General features: G+C 39.0%; 14 protein-coding genes. 4 read left to right on the top strand and 10 right to left on the bottom strand.

The window, feature by feature from the left end; genetic code table 11:
* Positions 1–9 precede the first annotated feature (9 nt).
* On the top strand, positions 10–993 hold the full coding sequence (locus tag RBATCC27255_RS02000) for a tyrosine recombinase XerC (RefSeq protein WP_101028501.1): 984 nt from the start codon (positions 10–12) through the stop codon (positions 991–993).
* Here RBATCC27255_RS02000 and RBATCC27255_RS01995 read toward each other — a convergent pair.
* Genes RBATCC27255_RS01995 through RBATCC27255_RS01985 form a run of 3 tightly spaced genes read right to left on the bottom strand, consistent with a single transcriptional unit; the run spans position 990 to position 3778 of the window.
* Positions 990–1685, bottom strand: a complete 696-nt coding sequence (locus RBATCC27255_RS01995) for a DUF6873 family GME fold protein (protein ID WP_101028500.1) — start codon at positions 1683–1685, stop codon at positions 990–992. The genes RBATCC27255_RS02000 and RBATCC27255_RS01995 overlap by 4 nt on opposite strands.
* The gene (gene radA, locus RBATCC27255_RS01990; protein WP_101028499.1) at positions 1682–3049 is read right to left on the bottom strand and encodes a DNA repair protein RadA; all 1368 of its coding nucleotides are present in this window, start codon (positions 3047–3049) and stop codon (positions 1682–1684) included. The genes RBATCC27255_RS01995 and radA overlap by 4 nt, the downstream gene beginning before the upstream one ends.
* An 18-nt stretch (positions 3050–3067) precedes the next feature.
* Complete coding sequence (locus tag RBATCC27255_RS01985) at positions 3068–3778, bottom strand: N-acetylmuramoyl-L-alanine amidase (protein WP_101028498.1); 711 nt, start codon at positions 3776–3778, stop codon at positions 3068–3070.
* 191 nt (positions 3779–3969) lie between these two features.
* On the opposite strand from RBATCC27255_RS01985, the gene RBATCC27255_RS01980 reads away from it, so the two are divergent.
* Positions 3970–4842, top strand: coding sequence for a methionyl aminopeptidase (locus RBATCC27255_RS01980; RefSeq protein WP_101028497.1), 873 nt, complete (start codon positions 3970–3972; stop codon positions 4840–4842).
* Positions 4843–4911: 69 nt separating this feature from the next.
* Here RBATCC27255_RS01980 and RBATCC27255_RS01975 read toward each other — a convergent pair whose 3' ends face one another.
* From RBATCC27255_RS01975 to RBATCC27255_RS01955, 5 genes are all read right to left on the bottom strand, one after another.
* The gene (locus RBATCC27255_RS01975) at positions 4912–6321 is read right to left on the bottom strand and encodes an amidophosphoribosyltransferase (RefSeq protein WP_101028496.1); all 1410 of its coding nucleotides are present in this window, start codon (positions 6319–6321) and stop codon (positions 4912–4914) included.
* A gap of 195 nt (positions 6322–6516) precedes the next feature.
* The gene (locus tag RBATCC27255_RS01970) at positions 6517–9177 is read right to left on the bottom strand and encodes an ATP-binding cassette domain-containing protein (RefSeq protein ID WP_101028495.1); all 2661 of its coding nucleotides are present in this window, start codon (positions 9175–9177) and stop codon (positions 6517–6519) included.
* Positions 9150–10040 carry an energy-coupling factor transporter transmembrane component T gene (locus tag RBATCC27255_RS01965; protein ID WP_101028494.1) on the bottom strand — a complete coding sequence of 297 codons (891 nt, stop codon included), beginning with the start codon at positions 10038–10040 and terminating at the stop codon, positions 9150–9152. The genes RBATCC27255_RS01970 and RBATCC27255_RS01965 overlap by 28 nt, the downstream gene beginning before the upstream one ends.
* Positions 10041–10042: 2 nt before the next feature.
* On the bottom strand, positions 10043–11011 hold the full coding sequence (locus RBATCC27255_RS01960) for a DUF4430 domain-containing protein (RefSeq protein ID WP_242958533.1): 969 nt from the start codon (positions 11009–11011) through the stop codon (positions 10043–10045).
* The gene (locus RBATCC27255_RS01955) at positions 11008–12894 is read right to left on the bottom strand and encodes a dockerin type I domain-containing protein (protein WP_169923204.1); all 1887 of its coding nucleotides are present in this window, start codon (positions 12892–12894) and stop codon (positions 11008–11010) included. The genes RBATCC27255_RS01960 and RBATCC27255_RS01955 overlap by 4 nt, the downstream gene beginning before the upstream one ends.
* Positions 12895–13359: 465 nt before the next feature.
* Here RBATCC27255_RS01955 and RBATCC27255_RS01950 point away from each other — a divergent pair, with 465 nt between their 5' ends.
* Both RBATCC27255_RS01950 and feoB read left to right on the top strand, forming a co-directional pair.
* Positions 13360–13596, top strand: coding sequence for a FeoA family protein (locus RBATCC27255_RS01950; protein ID WP_046432725.1), 237 nt, complete (start codon positions 13360–13362; stop codon positions 13594–13596).
* 15 nt (positions 13597–13611) lie between these two features.
* Positions 13612–15525, top strand: coding sequence for a ferrous iron transport protein B (feoB, locus tag RBATCC27255_RS01945; protein WP_101028491.1), 1914 nt, complete (start codon positions 13612–13614; stop codon positions 15523–15525).
* Here the strand turns inward: feoB and RBATCC27255_RS01940 are convergent.
* Together RBATCC27255_RS01940 and scfB are read right to left on the bottom strand one after the other, a co-directional pair.
* Positions 15517–16326 carry an MBL fold metallo-hydrolase gene (locus RBATCC27255_RS01940; RefSeq protein WP_101028490.1) on the bottom strand — a complete coding sequence of 270 codons (810 nt, stop codon included), beginning with the start codon at positions 16324–16326 and terminating at the stop codon, positions 15517–15519. The two genes, feoB and RBATCC27255_RS01940, sit on opposite strands and share 9 nt — an antisense overlap.
* Before the next feature lie 66 nt (positions 16327–16392).
* A complete protein-coding gene (gene scfB / locus RBATCC27255_RS01935; protein ID WP_101028489.1) occupies positions 16393–17766 on the bottom strand; it encodes a thioether cross-link-forming SCIFF peptide maturase in 1374 nt (457 codons plus the stop codon).
* Between the last annotated feature and the right edge of the window lie 71 nt (positions 17767–17837).

The following is a 17837-nucleotide window of genomic DNA, read 5'->3' as shown; positions in this document are numbered from 1 at the left end:
GGTGTGTTTATGGCAGTTGATTTTCGTGATGAAGCTCCTGCAATTTTAAAGGACTATTTAATTTACAAGCAGACAATCAAAAATATGTCGAAGAAAACCGTTGACGAATATTTTATTGATCTCAGAACTTTTTTTAGATTTTTAAAAGTAATGCGTGGTCTTGTGCCTGACGGTACTGAGTTTGATGAAATTAAAATTGACGATGTTGACCTTGATTTAATTAAAACTGTTAAGCTTGAACTTGCATATGATTATATGAATTTTCTTTATCGTGACCGCAACAATAAGAGTGCGTCCCGTGCAAGAAAATGTTCCAGTCTGAAAGGCTTTTTTAAGTACATAACCAATAATAAACATTTGCTTGATACAAATCCCGTGGAACAGCTTGAATCACCAAAAAATAAAAAAACTTTGCCAAAGTATCTTACTCTTGAACAAAGCATTGAACTTCTTAATGCAGTTGACGGAAATAACAAACAGCGTGATTATTGTATTTTGACTCTCTTCCTCAATTGCGGACTGCGTGTGTCTGAAATGGCAGGTCTTAACTATAATGATATTCATAGTGACGGTACAATGCGTGTTGTCGGTAAAGGCAATAAAGAACGCATTGTTTATCTAAACTCTGCTTGCATTGACGCTTATAATGAGTATATGAAGGTGCGTCCGATTGAAGAAGTTAAGGATAAAAAAGCGTTGTTTATTAGCCGTAATCACCGCAGAATGTCTGTGAAAACAATTCAGGCTATGGTATATAAATATCTTGAGAAAATCGGACTTGATTCTCAGGGATATTCCTGTCATAAGCTTAGGCATACCGCCGCTACGCTTATGTATCAGCAAGGCGGAGTTGATGTCAGAGTGCTTAAAGAGGTTCTCGGACACGAAAATCTCGGTACGACTGAGATTTATACGCATTTGAGTTCGGAACAAATGAAAAATGCCGCTGATTCAAATCCGCTTGCAAAAATAAAACCTAAGAAGAAAGATTAGACAATTCTTACTATGCCGCCCACATCTGTGAGTGGCATATTTTTGCATAATATTTTAATTTCAATTTTATTTTTAGAACATAATTCTCTTATAGAAGAATAGTAGGGATGCATTTCAGCATTTCCAAAAAACACTACGGTATTATCAGAGATTTTTCCGCTTGCACCGCCTATAAATCCATAGTCATATCCTTCAAGTTTTATATCACCCGAGGATATTAATAACACCTCTGCACCATCTTTTTCAAGAGCATTTTTTATGGAAATATCAGCTGTTACGGCAGTGCGATTATTGAGTATTAGAGTTGAGCATCTTGCGTATCCTTGATTTATGTTTACGATTTCAATGTCGTTTTTTACACAATATTTGTAAAGAGTCGGATCTATTGCAGATGCTTTACCGTAAAGCTTATTATTAAAGAAAAGAAAATTCAGCAATATATTTTCGGGATACTTCTTCCCTGCTTTATTTTTACATATAATCAAATTTTCTTTATATGGTAAAGTTTTTAGCTTTTCGCACTCTTTAAGTACAAAAACAGTATTATTTATCGTCAAAATCTGCATATCGGCATGAGCTTGTTCAGGTTGCGGAAATGCTTTGACAGTGTCCGAAAATATAACATTATGCCCCATTTTTGAAAGCTCATCGGCAAAACATGGATATTTGTTTGATATTACAAAACTGCTCATTGTCCTACCGCTTCAAATGCCTGACGAATGTTTTTTACTCCGATCAATTCAGCATCATCACATGAAACACCTTTTAGATTATGATACGGCAGAATGATTTTTGTAAAGCCGAGTCTTACCGCCTCGTTAATTCTCATCTGAGCGTTTGATACAGCACGAATTTCACCTGCAAGACCGATTTCACCGAATACAACAGCGTTTTCGTCAATCGGAGTATCTTTCAGACTGCTTATAAGAGCCATGGCAATTGAAAGGTCAATCGCAGGTTCGTCAACTCGCAATCCGCCTACGATATTTATGTAAGTGTCGCAGTTTGAAAAATAGTATCCTGCTCTTTTTTCAAGAACGGCAAGTACCATTGACAGTCTGTTATAGTCATATCCTGTAACCATTCTGCGAGCGTTGCCGTATCCGCTTTGTGTGGCAAGTCCCTGTGTTTCGGCAAGAATTGGTCTTGATCCTTCAATTGTACAGGTGACGCAAGTTCCCGAAACATTTTTCGGACGCCCTGAAAGCAACATAACAGACGGATTTGCAACTTCGTTAAGCCCTTTATCAGTCATTTCAAAAACGCCGATTTCATTTGTTGAGCCGTACCTGTTTTTTACGGCACGAAGAATACGGCAGCTCATCTGTTTGTCACCTTCAAAATGCAGTACGGTGTCAACAATATGTTCAAGTACCTTTGGTCCTGCAATTGAACCCTCTTTATTGACATGACCTACGATAAACATAGGAATATCAAGTCCTTTTGCGGTTCTCATCAGCATATTGGCAGATTCTCGTACCTGTGTAATGCTGCCAGGGGACGAGCTTAATTCTGAAAGATTCATCGTCTGAATTGAGTCAATCATAACAAGGTCAGGCTTGAGATTTTTTATCTGTTCGCAAATAACCTCAACATCGGTTTCGGTCATTACATACAGATTCGGCGAAGTTACACCCAGCCTTATTGCTCGGAGCTTGAGCTGTCTTTTTGACTCCTCTCCCGATATGTAGAGAATTTTCAGAGTATCACCGAGGTACTGACAAATCTGCATAAGAACGGTCGATTTGCCTATGCCCGGATCACCGCCCAGAAGTATAAGACTGCCCTTTACAATTCCTCCGCCGAGTACACGGTTGAGTTCTCCGCAGCCTGTGTCATATCTGTGCTCATCCTCGGTTGAAATATCCGATATGGCGTATGGTTTTGAGTAGGTTGCAAAAGAGCGTGTTTTTGCAGTTGCTGACTGTTTTGATGTATCTTTAATTTCTTCATTCATTGTGTTCCATTCGCCGCATGATGGGCATTTTCCGTACCATTTAGGCGATTCGTATCCACATTCCGAACATATGTAAACACTTTTGATTTTTGAAGCCATTTATTTCACTTCCTGTATTTATTGATGAGTATAATCTAAAAATCCTGTTATGATTGCAGTTGCCATTTCTTTTTGATATTCGTCACTTTGCAGCTTAGCAAGTTCATCCGGATTTGAAATAAATCCGCATTCCACAATAACGGACGGGTTTTCAGCCTTTTTTAAAAGATAGATTGAGCCGTCTGCCTTTTTGCATTGCCGTTCGTTATCAGGCTGTAAGCATTTTTTTACGGAATTTCTGATGCATTCCGCAAGATTTTGACTTTGACTGTTATTCGGGGAATAAAAAATTTGAGTTCCGTAATATTTGCTTTGAGAAAATTTGTTTTGATGAATACTGATTACAATATTGTTTTTGTCTGAATTGAAAATTTCGAGCCGTTTTTTTAAATCGGCAACTTTCCTTGAATGAACCGAATCTTCTCCGTTATCAAGGGATACATCATCTGTTCTTGTTTGAACAACCTTATATCCGAAAATTTTTAATAAATCAGCTGAATTATTTGCTATAGAAAGATTGATGTCCTTTTCAAGCACACCGCTTTCGCTTACTGCTCCCCCGTCTTCGCCACCGTGACCTGCGTCAATTACGATTATCGGCTCTGTTTTGTTTTCGGTTATAACAGATTTTGTCGGATTAAGTCTGAAAAAAACAGATACCATAATAATGCAGAATATTGCAAACAGTATAAAGCAGAGAGCATAAAATGTAGGGATTTTTTTATTCATACAAACACCTCTGCATAAAAATATGCCGAGTGTGAGATTATATATTACTTATTCAGTATATACTACAAAACTTTTTCTGACAAGATTTTTCTTTTGGATTTTTGCATATGACAAAGATGTTGTAATAAAATTTGTTTGGTGGTATAATTATCAAAGATTATGAATTGGAAAAATGAAAGGAAGTTAGTAAAATGGAAAAACCTGGCAGAAATGATCCTTGCTGGTGTGGCAGCGGAAAAAAGTATAAAAAATGTCATATAGATTTTGATGAAAAAATTGAGGAATTTGAGGTTGCGGGTCACATTGTTCCCTCCCATGAAATCTTGAAAAATGCTGAGCAGATTGAAAAAATCAAGGAGAGTGCGAAGATTAATATTGCTGTTCTTGATTATGTTGCAGAACATATTAAGGCGGGTATCAGCACAGCTGAAATTGATAAGTGGGTGTATGATATCACAACCAAAATGGGCGGTGTTCCGGCTCCCCTTAATTTTGAGGGATTCCCCAAGAGCGTATGTACTTCAATAAACAACGAAGTTTGTCACGGTATTCCGTCGGAAGATGTAATAATCAAAGATGGCGATATAATCAATGTTGATGTTTCAACTAATTTGAACGGATATTTCTCCGATTCTTCAAGAATGTTTTGTATCGGTAATGTAAGCGAGGAAAACAGAAAGCTTGTTGAAGAAACAAAAAATGCAGTTTATGAAGGACTCAAACAGGTTAAGCCTTGGGGCTTTCTCGGAGATATGGGTCAGGCTGTCAATGATTATGTAAAGAGTAAAGGTTACTCTGTTGTTCGTGAAGTAGGAGGTCATGGAATCGGTCTTGAATTTCACGAAGATCCATGGGTAAGTTACATTTCTAAAAAAGGTACGGAAATGCTTATGGTACCCGGTATGATTTTTACTATTGAACCTATGGTAAACGCAGGAAAACCTGATATTTTCGTTGATGAGGATAACGGCTGGACTATCTATACAGAAGATAACTCAATGTCTGCTCAGTGGGAAATTCAGGTTCTTGTAACTGAGGATGGCTACGAAATTATTGCATACTAAGTAAAAACAAAAGGCATTTGCTTTGAGAACTCTCATTGCAAATGCCTTATTTTTATAAATAAAATTTAATTATTCCTTACCGTCCCAACAATAAGTACAGAGTTTGCATTTGTCAATTCCGCAGGAATCAAGCATATCGTCAAGCCTGTTAAAACGCAAGGATGTGAACTTGAGTTCTTTACAGATTTCATCAACCATCTGCTCGTATTTTTCAGAATCGGGATTTGTGTATTCCTGAAGAATTTCGTCTGTAACATTGCCGTTCTCAAGTCTTTCAATAACTCGTCTTGTGATGAGATCCATTTCAGAAGATGATCTTGAGAAGTTAAGATACTTACAGCCGTATACAAGCGGAGGACACGCAGGTCTGATATGAACCTCTTTTGCACCGCTTTCAAAAAGATATTCCGTTGTTTCACGAAGCTGTGTGCCTCTTACAATTGAGTCATCAATAAGGAGAAGGCTCTTTCCTCTGATTAAATCCTCAACTGCGAGAAGCTTCATTTTTGCAATAAGATTACGCTGACTCTGTATTGTCGGCATAAATGATCTCGGCCAAGTAGGTGTATATTTAATAAACGGTCTTGAGAACGGGATTCCCGATGCATTTGCATAGCCTACTGCGTGAGCAATGCCTGAATCGGGTACACCTGCAACGATATCGGGCTTTACGGAATCTCTTTCAGCCATTTTTGCACCGCAGTTGTAACGCATTTGCTCAACACTTGTACCCTCATATGAGCTTGCAGGATAGCCGTAGTAAACCCACAGAAAAGTACAGATTTTCATTTTATCGCCGGGCTTTTTGAGTGTAATGCAGTTTTGGTCTGTAATTACCGTAATCTCACCCGGTCCGAGTTCTTTATAATCATTGTAGCCGAGGTTTTTGTATGAGAAACATTCAAACGCCACACAAAATGCATCTTCTTTTTTGCCGATAACAACAGGAGTTCTGCCGTACTTATCTCTTGCGCAATAGATGCCGTTTTTATTCATCAACAGGAGCGAAACAGAGCCGTCAACTTTTTCAAGAGCATAGCTTATGCCGTCAACAAGGTTTTCTTTTTGATTGATTAGAGTTGCAATAAGCTCGGTTGCGTTGATTTCACCGCCGCTCATTTCAAGAAAATGCGAACCGCCTCTTTCAAAAATTTCTTCAACAAGTTCATCTGTATTATTGATTTTGCTTACGGTGGTAATTGCGTATGTACCGTGATGTGAACGAACAATAAGAGGCTGAGGTTCGTAGTCGGAAATACAGCCGATACCGAATTTGCCTTTCATACTCTGCATATCTTTATCAAATTTAGTTCTGAAAGGTGCATTTTCAATATTGTGGATTGATCTGTCAAATCCTTTTTCTTTGTCATAAACAACCATACCGCCTCTTCTTGTACCAAGGTGTGAATGATAGTCAATTCCAAAGTATAAGTCGAATACGCAGTCCTGTTTTGCTGCAACACCCATAAATCCGCCCATGTTTTTTCTCCTTTAACCTTTTTAATTCTGAATTAAAAGTATTTACAGTTTGCCGTTTTAGATTGTAAATACTGTTTGATTAAAATCAGACACACCAAAATTATAATATTATTTTCGGATTATGTCCATACTTTTGCCGAAAATTTTTGAATTACAGCACAAAAAAACAGCAGAAATTTTATCTGCTGTTTAGGTTTATTCGATAAGTCCGTACTTAACTTTAATTCTGTCAAGCTTTTCAAGCATAGGTTCTGCTCCGAAAAACAGAAATATAACAGTCGAAACTGCGTGAACAATATCCATCGGAAAGCCCTGAACATAAAAAGTTATGAGCATATTTAGATTAAATGCGGAATGTGATGTGAGTGCCGAATAAAGGTTCATAAGTCCGCCGTAAATGACCATTGTGGCAATGAAACCGTATATACAGAGCGAAGTCCTTGTTCTGCCCAAAAGACCTTTCTTAAAGAGAATACCGCCAATGAAGCCTATTATCCCTGCCGCAAACATTTGCCACGGCGTCCAAGGTCCTTGACCGAACATAAGATTTGAAACAAGCATACTTACAGCACCGACAAGAAATCCCGATTCACCGCCGAATGCTACTCCCGAAATTATCACAATTGCCACAACGGGCTTGAACTGAGGCAACATTGTAAATGCAAGTCGTCCTGCAACTGCTATTGCACATAGAACGGAAATTATGACAAGCTCTCTCGCTTTTGGGTGCCTGCCTTCAAAAACAAGAAAAAACGGAACCATACATTCAATCATAACAAGAAGTGAAATAAAAAGATATTTCTGATCCTGAAGATATGTCATTCCTACAAAAATTGTAACAGGAATCGCAAGCAAAACCATAATTGCCATACTGACGGTTCTTTTACTCAGTTTTGAACTTTTTCTCGGCAGGTCAATCGGTCGTTTTGATTTTGTTCCGAAAGCAATCATAAGCAACGCAACAGATACTCCGATAATTCCCCAGTTGAACCAGGTAGGCAAAGTTTTGGCTGAAAAACTCGGAATATATTCCAGATTTACAATCAGACCGAGTATGAACAGTACTGCACCAAAAAATCCGCAGATTTTTTTTAAAAAAGAAAGCTTTTTATTTTCAGCTTTGTTTTTTGGGCGAGGAATATTTTCCGTGTCGTTTTTAAAAAGGTCAATATCAGGCGTGTTCCTGTCAATTTGAATATCTCTGTTTTGACCTGTGCATGCATATATGACATCATTTGATGATACTGCGTTATCTATTATGCCTTTTGACATCCGGCTTGCAGAGGTGGAATAAAAGCTGTTTGACGAAAAGAAAGTTCTCGGTGTACCTTCCGACACAACTTCACCGTTAAAAAACATCAGACAGCGGCTTGGATATACAGCGCAGAACTCTACATCGTGACTTACCATGAGAACGGTTATGCCGGCTTTATTGAGGTCGTATATAATCTGAGCAAACTCAATCTTGAATTCGGCATCAAGTCCCTTTGTAGGTTCATCAAGCAAAAGAATTTGAGGTCTTATGAGAAGAATTTTTGCAAGAGCCGCTCTCTGCTGTTCACCGCCGGATAAATCATAAGGATGGCGATTGCAGAGACTTTCAAGTCTGCACAGCTTTACCGCTGCGGTAACCCGTTTTTCTTTTTCCTCCTTGCTGATTTTTCTGCCGTCAAATACTTCGTATAAATCTTCAAGTACAGTTTTTTTCAAAAACAGTGTCTGCGGATTTTGGGGTAATGCTGCTACGAGCGTGTCAAAAGAATTTTTGTTAAGCGGAGAGATTTCAACTTTGCCTCTGTATGGCTTGTTAAGTGAACAGATAATTGACAAAGCGGTTGATTTTCCCATTCCGTTACCGCCGAGTATAGCCGCAAATTCCCCCTGATATATTTTTAGCGAAAGACCTTTTAGTACATCTGCACCCGACTTTTCGTACCTGAACCAAATATCATTAAGACTTACTGCTTCTTTATCAGAATGTTTCTGAATGTTTTCGGGCGTGAGCTCATACATTTTATGATTTTGGGCATATTCCGAAAGCCACTTTTTGCCGCTTGGAACAGTTACGGGACAGTCGGTATTGTCATTTTCTGTAACAGCCTGCCATATCTGCATCGGAGCAGGCATAGAAAGAAATGTTTTACTGTCTTTTTCTTTAAGAATTTTTCCGACCTTTTGAGGAGAGTCAAAAGCTGAAATTCCGTTGTTTTCGATGACAAGCACCCTGTCTGAAAGCGGAAGTACCTCATCAAGTCTGTGTTCCGTTATTATTACCGTTGTCCCCAGTTCGTGATTTATGCGTGAAACGCAGTGCAAAAATTCGCTTGCCGCAATCGGATCGAGTTGGCTTGTCGGTTCATCCAAAATGAGAACGGACGGTTGCATTGCCATAATTGAAGCAAGGTTTAAAATTTGCTTTTGTCCGCCCGAAAGTTCGAGAACACTTTTTTCAAAATAATTTTGGATTCCGAAAAATGAAGCTGTTTCGGCAACTCTTTTTCGGATTGTATTGTTGTCATAACCAAGACTTTCAAGTCCGAAAGCAAGTTCGTGCCATACCTTATCGGTAACAATCTGATTTTCAGGTGATTGCATAACAAAGCCGATTTTACTGCTTTGCTCCCTGTGAGAAAGGTCTGATATAGGTTTTTCTTCAAAGAATATTTCTCCCGAAAGAACACCGTGCGGTGAAAGATCGGGTTTCAGATGTCTGAGAAGTGTGCTTTTTCCGCAGCCTGACGGACCGCAGACTGTGATAAACTCGCCCTCATTTACGCTGAAAGTAATATCTTTAAGTACATCAATACCGGTTTCGGGGTATCGAAAACTCAGATTTTTGATTGCATATGTTTCCATTTTAACCCCTCCCCAACATTTACAGATAACGGAATCAGCATTAAAAATGTGTAGAATATATAAAAAATAATACTTTGCACCGTAAACAAATCGCCCTTGATTGACGGATAGTATCTGAATTTTATTGCGTTTGTAAAAAGCAAAATCATAAGTACCAATCCGGTAAAAAGGATTGTGCAAAGCATAAATGCGTCTCTTTTGTCAAATTTATAAAGTGAATAGGATGTTCTGCCTTTAAGACCGTGGCCTCTGCTTTTCATTGAATCGGCTGTTTCAATTGCGTTTTCAAGTGACCATGTTATCATAATCGAAAGAATTTTTACCGCATTTCTTATTCTTTGAAACAATGTTCCTTCGTCTATATCTCTCCCGATTGTGTGTTGTGCATTACGCACAAGTTTCATTTGTGCCGAAAACCTTGGAACAAAACGCAATGCCATTGAAATCACCAGACTCAATGACGGCATTATTCTGCCAAACAGGAAAACTACCTTGTCGGAAGTGATTACTGCATTGAATGAAGAAAACCACAAAACTGTGGATGACAGCAAAAATGCACTTGCAATACCGTAAACGATTGATTCGAGGGTTAGTGGGTTATCCCACGGAAAATATGTGAGTATAGTCATTCCTTCATGATTAAAAACAGGATTTATGAGAACTATCAAGAGTATCATAGGCAAAAGAAAAACAAGTGACAATCTCACAGCTTTTTTGCCGTTAAGGTATAAAGCGGTTACAAGCGCGCATGAAAAACTGACAGCAAGACAAACAGGGTTCATGATGAACATCGTGAACCCTATTGTAAGTGCAAAAAATATAAAATTGATAAAGGGATGCATATTTGAAAAGGTATCCTTCATCGTTACTCTCCTGTTGCGTATCCTCCGCCTACATCATAACCCAAATCACATGTATAACACCAGACTACATCATCGCCGTTTTTTAGCTCATATCGTGAACAGCCGTAGTTTGGAAACCATTCGTTGACCTTGTACATCCAACCCGAAAGAGAACCGCAGTCAAATTCGTAGAGGTTGTTAATTCCTTCAATATAAGCGGAATTATACATAGGAGTCCAGCTTGATTCCATATGAATATTGTTATCCATACAAACCCTTTTGAGAACATCAAAAACTGATTCGCCCTCTTTGAATTGAATCTTCTGTTTTTTGAAGATTATACCGTCCTTTGGAACGAGTTCAATTTTTTCGGGATCAAGGTCATCTATATTGTTAAGAATTGTTGAACAGGTTATTGTAAAGGTACAATAAAGGTTTGTATCCTTTGTTTCCTGCTCCTGCGGCTCAACCGGCTTTGGTTTTCCCGACGGCACGGGATCGGTTTTGTACTTATCCTGTGTCGTAGGCTGAACATCATTCTTTTTGTTCGGTTTTGAAGAACTGTTTGATGAAGAAGACGGCTTTTTCTTATCCGAAGTACTGTTGCCTGAAACCTGCTCGGTTTTTTCACTTTTTTCAACAGAAGAACTGCTGCTGTTCTGCGAACTGACCTTGCTGTTCTTTTTGTCTTCGGAATTTTTATTGTCTTTTTTATCCTTTTTATTTTTGTTGTCTTTGTTCGATTTTGTAGAATCGGTGGGGCTTTGAGTGATTTTCTCTGTTGCAGACACAGAAGTTGTTTCTGTGTCTGCACTTGTTGTCGATATTGAGGAAGCTGTTGACGCTGTTTGAACTTTACTGTCAGAAAGGTTGCCGCCTGCAAAAAATGTTGCAGTAAGTGCGGCAATACAAACGCAAACAGCAATTAAGAGTACTTGATTTTTCTTAACGAATTTTTTCAGCTTTTCCATATTTACAATTAAGCTAATCAAGCATTTACAACAATTTTCTGAATAAGTGTTGCGTCAACTATATTGATAACGCCGTCACCGTTTACATCAGCTTTTATGTTAGAAACCTTTGAAAGTATCTCCAGACTGAGAACTGCCTTCTGAACAAGTGTTGCATCAACAACCGAAACTGTACCGTCAAGGTTAACATCGCCTACGGTATAATTTTCTGCAAGTCGGTCTGTCATATCATAGAGTGAAGTTTTGCCGTTTACAAGACGGTCAAATGAAACAAAAGCATAGAAACCCTGTTCAGTTGCCATCTGATTGTATGTTGTATCTGTATGACCGAATCCGTTTTCAGCGGAGAAATTCATCATAGCGTCAATGAGTGTGTTGCCGTTTTTGATGAATCTTTCATCATTTGTAGGATCAATTCCAAGGCTTGTAAGTGCAACGAGTACCTGTGCACAGCTTTCGCTGTTTACAGAACCCCATGATGCAAATCCACCGTTTTCATTCTGTGCGTTTGACATTACTGTGAGTGCTTTATCAATTGCTTCTTTAACATCACTGTTTGATGAATAGTAAGGAGCAAGTGCCTGAATTGCCATACCTGTCATATCAGGATCTGCAGTTGTACCGAAGAATGTCCAGCCACCGTTTGCTACCTGTGCGTCAAGAATTGTCTGTACGAGTTTTTCTCTTGTTGTGGGATTTGCGGCGTCAGTCTGCGGAATTTCATAATCGCCCGTATCAAGTGCGATGAGTGCAAAGACAGGACCGTTGATACCCTGCTTCTTAACATAATCCATATCTGCAAGCGGTTCAAGAAGGTTATATGATGCAACATCCGTAACATCCTTACCGATTGCCGTAAGTGCAAGGATTACTCTTGAATTGTCTGTTGATTTAGTATTGTGAAGCTTTGCAGAACCCTTTTCTTCAACATACTTAACTGCATTCTGATAGTAACTGTCTGCAATTTCGTCTGTGATTTTACCTGCTCTTGCAAGACCGAGGACTGTCCACTCGCCGCCTACCGAAGAAACTGTGGGGGCATCCTGTGATGCGAGATATTTTGCAACCTCGTCAATCTTGTTTGAAACTGTGTCAGCTGCGGAAGGAGCATATTTCACTGTGAATGTATATACAGTACCGCCTTCACTTGTGTTCATTGACGGCCATGCAGTATCACCGCAGCCGATGATAATTTTGTCACCGTCAGAAACATTAACCGTCTGACTTCTCTTGTAAAACGCACTGTCGTCAGAAGGAAGATATTCATTCTTATATTTTCTTGTCTGGAAGTTTTTGTTAGTTGCAGTAGGAACTACATTTACATCAGCTGACGGTGTGCCGATTGTGAGTGTGTAGTCTGTAACTGACGGATCAAATTCGCCTGTAAGCTCAGCACCTGTGATTTCAACCGATTTAACAGTTGTATCGTTATTTGCCCATGTACCGCCGATATCCTCGCCGTAACCGTTTGAAGTATACATAATAGCGATTTCGTCACCGCTCTCAAGGTTGCCGCTTGCAACGGTAATATCAGCGAAACCGTAGTTTGTAAACCAATCGTTGAGTGTTCCCATCCAACCGCTCATTGCACCACCGTCAGATGCAGCAAGACCGTTTATTGATGAGAAGTAATTACTCTCAGCACCCTCCTGTGTGTAACCGTGATTGTTGAGTGCGTCAACAACCGCTGACATCATAGTAGAGTCATTATCAATGCTTACCCACTCGTCAACGAGAACACCGTCCCACGGAGCACCGTTTTCTACTGAGTATGTATCATTTCTGACAATTACTCTTACTTTTCCGTCTTCAACTGCGCTTACTGAAAGTGAAACCGTCATAAGTGACGAAATCATCATTACAGAAAGTACAATTGAGAGGATTTTTTTAAAAGATTTGTTCATAGTGTTTTCCTCCATATTGTATTATGTATATCGAAAGGCAAAATAAAAAGCCTTCCGTTTTGGAAGGCACAACAAACAAAACCATACAGGCCAAAAGTCTGTATAGATATGGTCGGCTGCACCTCTTCCCTGTCCAAGATTTGCAAAATCCGAGGCATACGGACAGCGACCTGACTTATGGCAATGCCAAATACAGTAATGACTGTTGCTTCGGATTCTCACCGAATTCTCTGTTATCTACTCTGCAAGATGCATTTTGAACCGTAAACCCATATTAAGTTATATACATTTGAAATCTGCATTTAATTATAACACCTGTTTATAGTCGTGTCAATTCCTTAAAATTTTTCTGATATCAGAGTTTATTCAGGTACGATATAAGTTTAGTTTATGGCCGGCTTTTTGTGTAACTCAGTTGTATGAATTGAATATCCTGTTAATAAAAAGTTGAAATCGGTGAATCAGATGAAAGAAAAATGTTCGCTTGACAAGTTACCGCTTGGAGTTACGGGGATTGTCTATCGTGTGAACTGTAATGAAAATATCAAAAACAGAATATTTGATTTTGGTATTATGGAGAACAGTCCTGTTATCCCCTTGTTTACAAGTCCGTTCGGTGATCCGTCTGCGTATCTTGTTAAAAATGCCGTTGTGGCACTGAGAAATAACGATTGCAAAGATATCATTGTTACTCCTGAATAAAAGGAGGCTTTTTTATTGTTTTCTACGGATAAATCATCTTTTAATAAAAAGGATGTATCGGATTGTGATTACAAAATTTCACTTGCCGGTAATCCTAATGTAGGCAAGAGTACAATTTTTAACGAACTGACGGGATTAAGACAGCACACGGGAAACTGGACGGGTAAAACAGTTGAGTTTGCCAGAGGTTGTTGCAAAATCAAAGACGCAAGATTTTGTATTACGGACTTACCGGGATGCTATTCCCTGCTTTCATTTTCGGGCGAAGAGGCGGTAACAAGGGATTGTCTTATACAAAATCAAAATGACTGTGTTGTAATAGTAGTTGACTGCGGAGTTATTGAAAGAAATCTTTCGTTTGCATTGCAGGTATTATCTGTCACAAAGAATGCTGTTCTTTGTCTTAATCTTTGTGATGAGGCTGAAAAGAACGGCATAAAAATCGACTGCGACGAGTTATCGCTAAACCTTGGAATACCTGTTGTGAAAACCTGTGCAACAGACAAAAAAGGTCTGGATGAATTAAAAGAAGCAATCTATAATGTATGCAGCGGAAAGACAAAATGTTTTAGGGTAAAAAGGAATTTTGAAGGTGTTGATATACTATCCGAAAAAAACTACAAACAGAATATTGAAAAGCTTTCGCAGACCGGCAGCAAAATTTCAAATAACTGTGTAAAATATGAAAAATCAGAGTTAAATGCTTGTACAAGAAAGCTTGATAAAATACTTACAAGCAAAACCGCAGGAATACCGATTATGCTTGCAATGCTTGGCATATTGTTCTGGATAACGGTTGTCGGTGCAAATTATCCGAGCGAATGGTTAAGCAATTTGTTTGGCTTTATAAAAGAGAAACTGTATATTCTCTTTAATTTTTTACACGCTCCCGATGTTGTAACGGGACTTTTGATTGACGGAGTTTATACAACTCTGTCATGGGTGGTATCTGTAATGCTGCCGCCTATGGCTATATTCTTTCCGCTATTTTCGCTTGTTGAGGATTCGGGATATCTGCCGAGAATTGCATTTAATCTTGACAGGCATTTTTCAAAGTGCGGTGCTCACGGAAAGCAGAGCCTTACAATGGCAATGGGTCTTGGCTGTAATGCCTGTGGAGTTACGGGATGCAGAATTATTGAGTCGCCCAAGGAACGGCTGATTGCAATTCTTACAAATAATTTTATGCCGTGTAACGGACGGTTTCCCACAATTATTGCATTACTGCTAATGTTCTTTGCAGGTACGGCATTTACGCTGAGCAGTTCGATTGAGGTAGCGGCATTGTTGATTGGAATAATAGTTTTCTGCGTTTTTATAACACTTGTTATATCTAAGGTGCTTTCAGTCACAATATTGAAAGGCGAACAGTCCGGATTTGTGCTTGAACTTCCGCCGTACAGAAAGCCGCAGATTTTAAAAACTATTGTCCGTTCGCTGTTGGACAGAACTTTATTTGTTTTAGGAAGGGCTGTTGCGGTTGCCGCTCCGGCAGGTGCGATAATTTGGATTCTTGCAAATGTGCATATAAGCGATGTTTCACTCTTGAAATATTGTACTGACTTTTTAGATCCGTTCGGAAGATTTATCGGGGTTGACGGTGTTATAATAATGGCATTTATACTTGGATTTCCTGCGAATGAAACCGTTATTCCGATTATAATTATGTCATATATGGCAAGCGGTACTCTTGTTGATTATTCAAGCTACGATCAGCTGTTTCAGCTACTCAGTATGAACGGCTGGACGATTACAACGGCTGTATGCACGATTATTCTTTGCATTCTTCATTATCCGTGTTCAACAACCTGTCTGACAATAAAAAAAGAAACAGGCAGCCTTAAATGGACGCTTGTTTCTATGGCTTTGCCTACTGCAATGGGAATTGTGCTTTGTATGATTACAGCAGGTGTTATGAGATTATTTTAAGTCAATAACTTCAAAATCATCGGGAACAAATATATTTCCGTTAAAAACTGTTCTTGCCTCTGAAGTATATGTTCTTTTGCGTGTTTGAAGTGTTTCGTCCTCGGTGTGATACAGGATAAGATTTTTTGCCAAAAGACTCTCTGCAAGTTTTCCGGCATCAAGCGCTGTGCTGTGGAATTTTTCGTAAGGCTTAAAAATATCTTTTTGACTGTAAAGACAAAAAGCTTCACACATAAGATAATCACAGTTTTGAACAAAATTTCTGCATTTTTCATTGAACGGTTCATCACCGAGACAGGCGAGAACTTTTCCTGACGGAAAAACAGCCTTGAATCCGAATTGCTTTGTTTTGTCTGAAAATATATCAAAGAAAGTGAGTCGGATACTGCCGGCATTTTGTTTTTCGCTGTCTTTTACTTCATTGATGAAAATTTTTGTATTGATATTTTTGAGAAATTTCGGTGCAAGTGTGTGGTTGCAAATTGCCGTGATTGAATCAACACATTCATCATGACAGTAAATATTAAAATTACCGTCATATTTGCCTGAATTCATAAGAGCGCTTATTTGCCTTATTACCCACACGGCACCTAAAATATGATCGGTGTGAGAATGAGTAATAAACATTGTCTTTATGCTGTTCCAAGCTACTCCGGATTTCTTAATTGCGGATAAAATTCCGTTTCCGCCGCCTGCGTCAACAAGAAGACAGTCGTTTTCGGATTTCAGAAGAAAACAGGTATTATAACAGTCGGTAACCATCGCACTTCCTGTGCCGAGCATAATAATTTTTTCGTTCATACAGCACCTCGAAAATACAGGCAGATACAAGAAAAAATGTATCTGCCTGAAAATTTTACCGTAATTTTATTCTTCCGCTTCTGCAACCTTCATCATAATGGCACATTCCATTCTTTTCCTGAAAAGCTCACAGCCGTATTCGTAAATACCTGTGATTGAGCCTGTTGCATGATAAGCGTTTGCGGCACAACCGCCGCTGCAATAAAGTCTTGCCCAGCAGTCTTTGCAGTCAGGACGGGCGTATGCGTTACAAAGCTTAAATTCGTCCTGAATTTTCGTGTTTGAAACACCGTTAAAGATATCGCCGAGCTTGTACCTTTCATCGCCTACAAATTGATGACAGGGATAGAGGTCGCCCCAAGGTGTTACAGCCATATATTCTGTACCCGAACCGCAACCCGAGATTCTCTTATAAATGCACGGACCGCCTGTAAGGTCAATCATATAATGATAGAAGGTGAGCGGTCTGCCCTCTTTTTCACGCTTGAGCATTTCCTTTGCAAGAATTTCGTATTGCTCAAAAAGAACAGGCAAATCGTCATATGTAAGTGCATATGGGTCATCGGGAGCACATACAACCGGTTCCATAGAAAGCTCCGTAAATCCCAAATCCGCCATATGGAAAATATCGTTTGTGAAGTCTGTGTTATTATGTGTATAAGTGCCTCTTACATAGTAACCCTTGTTGCCTCTTTTTTTGACAAATTCCTGAAATTTCGGTACGATAATATCATAACTGCCTTTGCCGTTTACAGTTTTGCGAAGATGGTCATGCACTTCTTTTCTGCCGTCAAGGCTGAGAACTACATTATGACATTCTTTGTTTGCAAATTCAATTACATCGTCATCAACAAGCATACCGTTTGTTGTAAGTGTAAAACGAAAGTTTTTGTTGTGTTCCTTTTCAATGCTTCTTGCATAGGCAACAATCTGCTTTACAACATCAAAGTTCATAAGAGGTTCTCCGCCAAAGAAGTCAACCTCAAGGTTTACTCTGCTGCCTGAATTTTCAATGAGAAAGTCAATTGCTCTCTTGCCCACTTCAAAGCTCATAAGCGCTCTTTCACCGTGGTATTTGCCCTGACTTGCAAAGCAGTATTCGCAGTTAAGGTTACAGGTGTGAGCAATGTGCAGACAAAGCGCTTTGATTACTGTGTTTCTCTTTTTAAAGTCAAATGCAAGGTTTTCGTATTTGTCGTCTGTAAAGAGCTTTCCCTGTTCCTCAAGCTCTTTTACATCATCAATGCAGTCGGAGATTTCTTCTTTTGTAATCTCAGGATTGTCTGCATATTTTGAAAGCATTTCGTCGATTATCTGTTCTTTTGTTGCGTTTTTGTACATTGCAATAACATCATAAGCAAGGTCATCGACTGCGTGTACACTGCCGCTGTAAACATCAAGAACTATGTTGTATCCGTTAAGTTTATACTGATGAATCATAATATCTCCGTTAGACAAAAGGAAAGCCGTTAACCCTTTGGGAAAACGGCGATAATCCTTAATAATCAAAT

Source organism: Ruminococcus bromii (genome assembly GCF_002834225.1).
GTDB classification, from domain to species: domain Bacteria; phylum Bacillota; class Clostridia; order Oscillospirales; family Acutalibacteraceae; genus Ruminococcoides; species Ruminococcoides bromii.
Note: the sequence above shows the minus strand (reverse complement) of the source record. Positions and strands in the feature narration are given on the sequence as shown.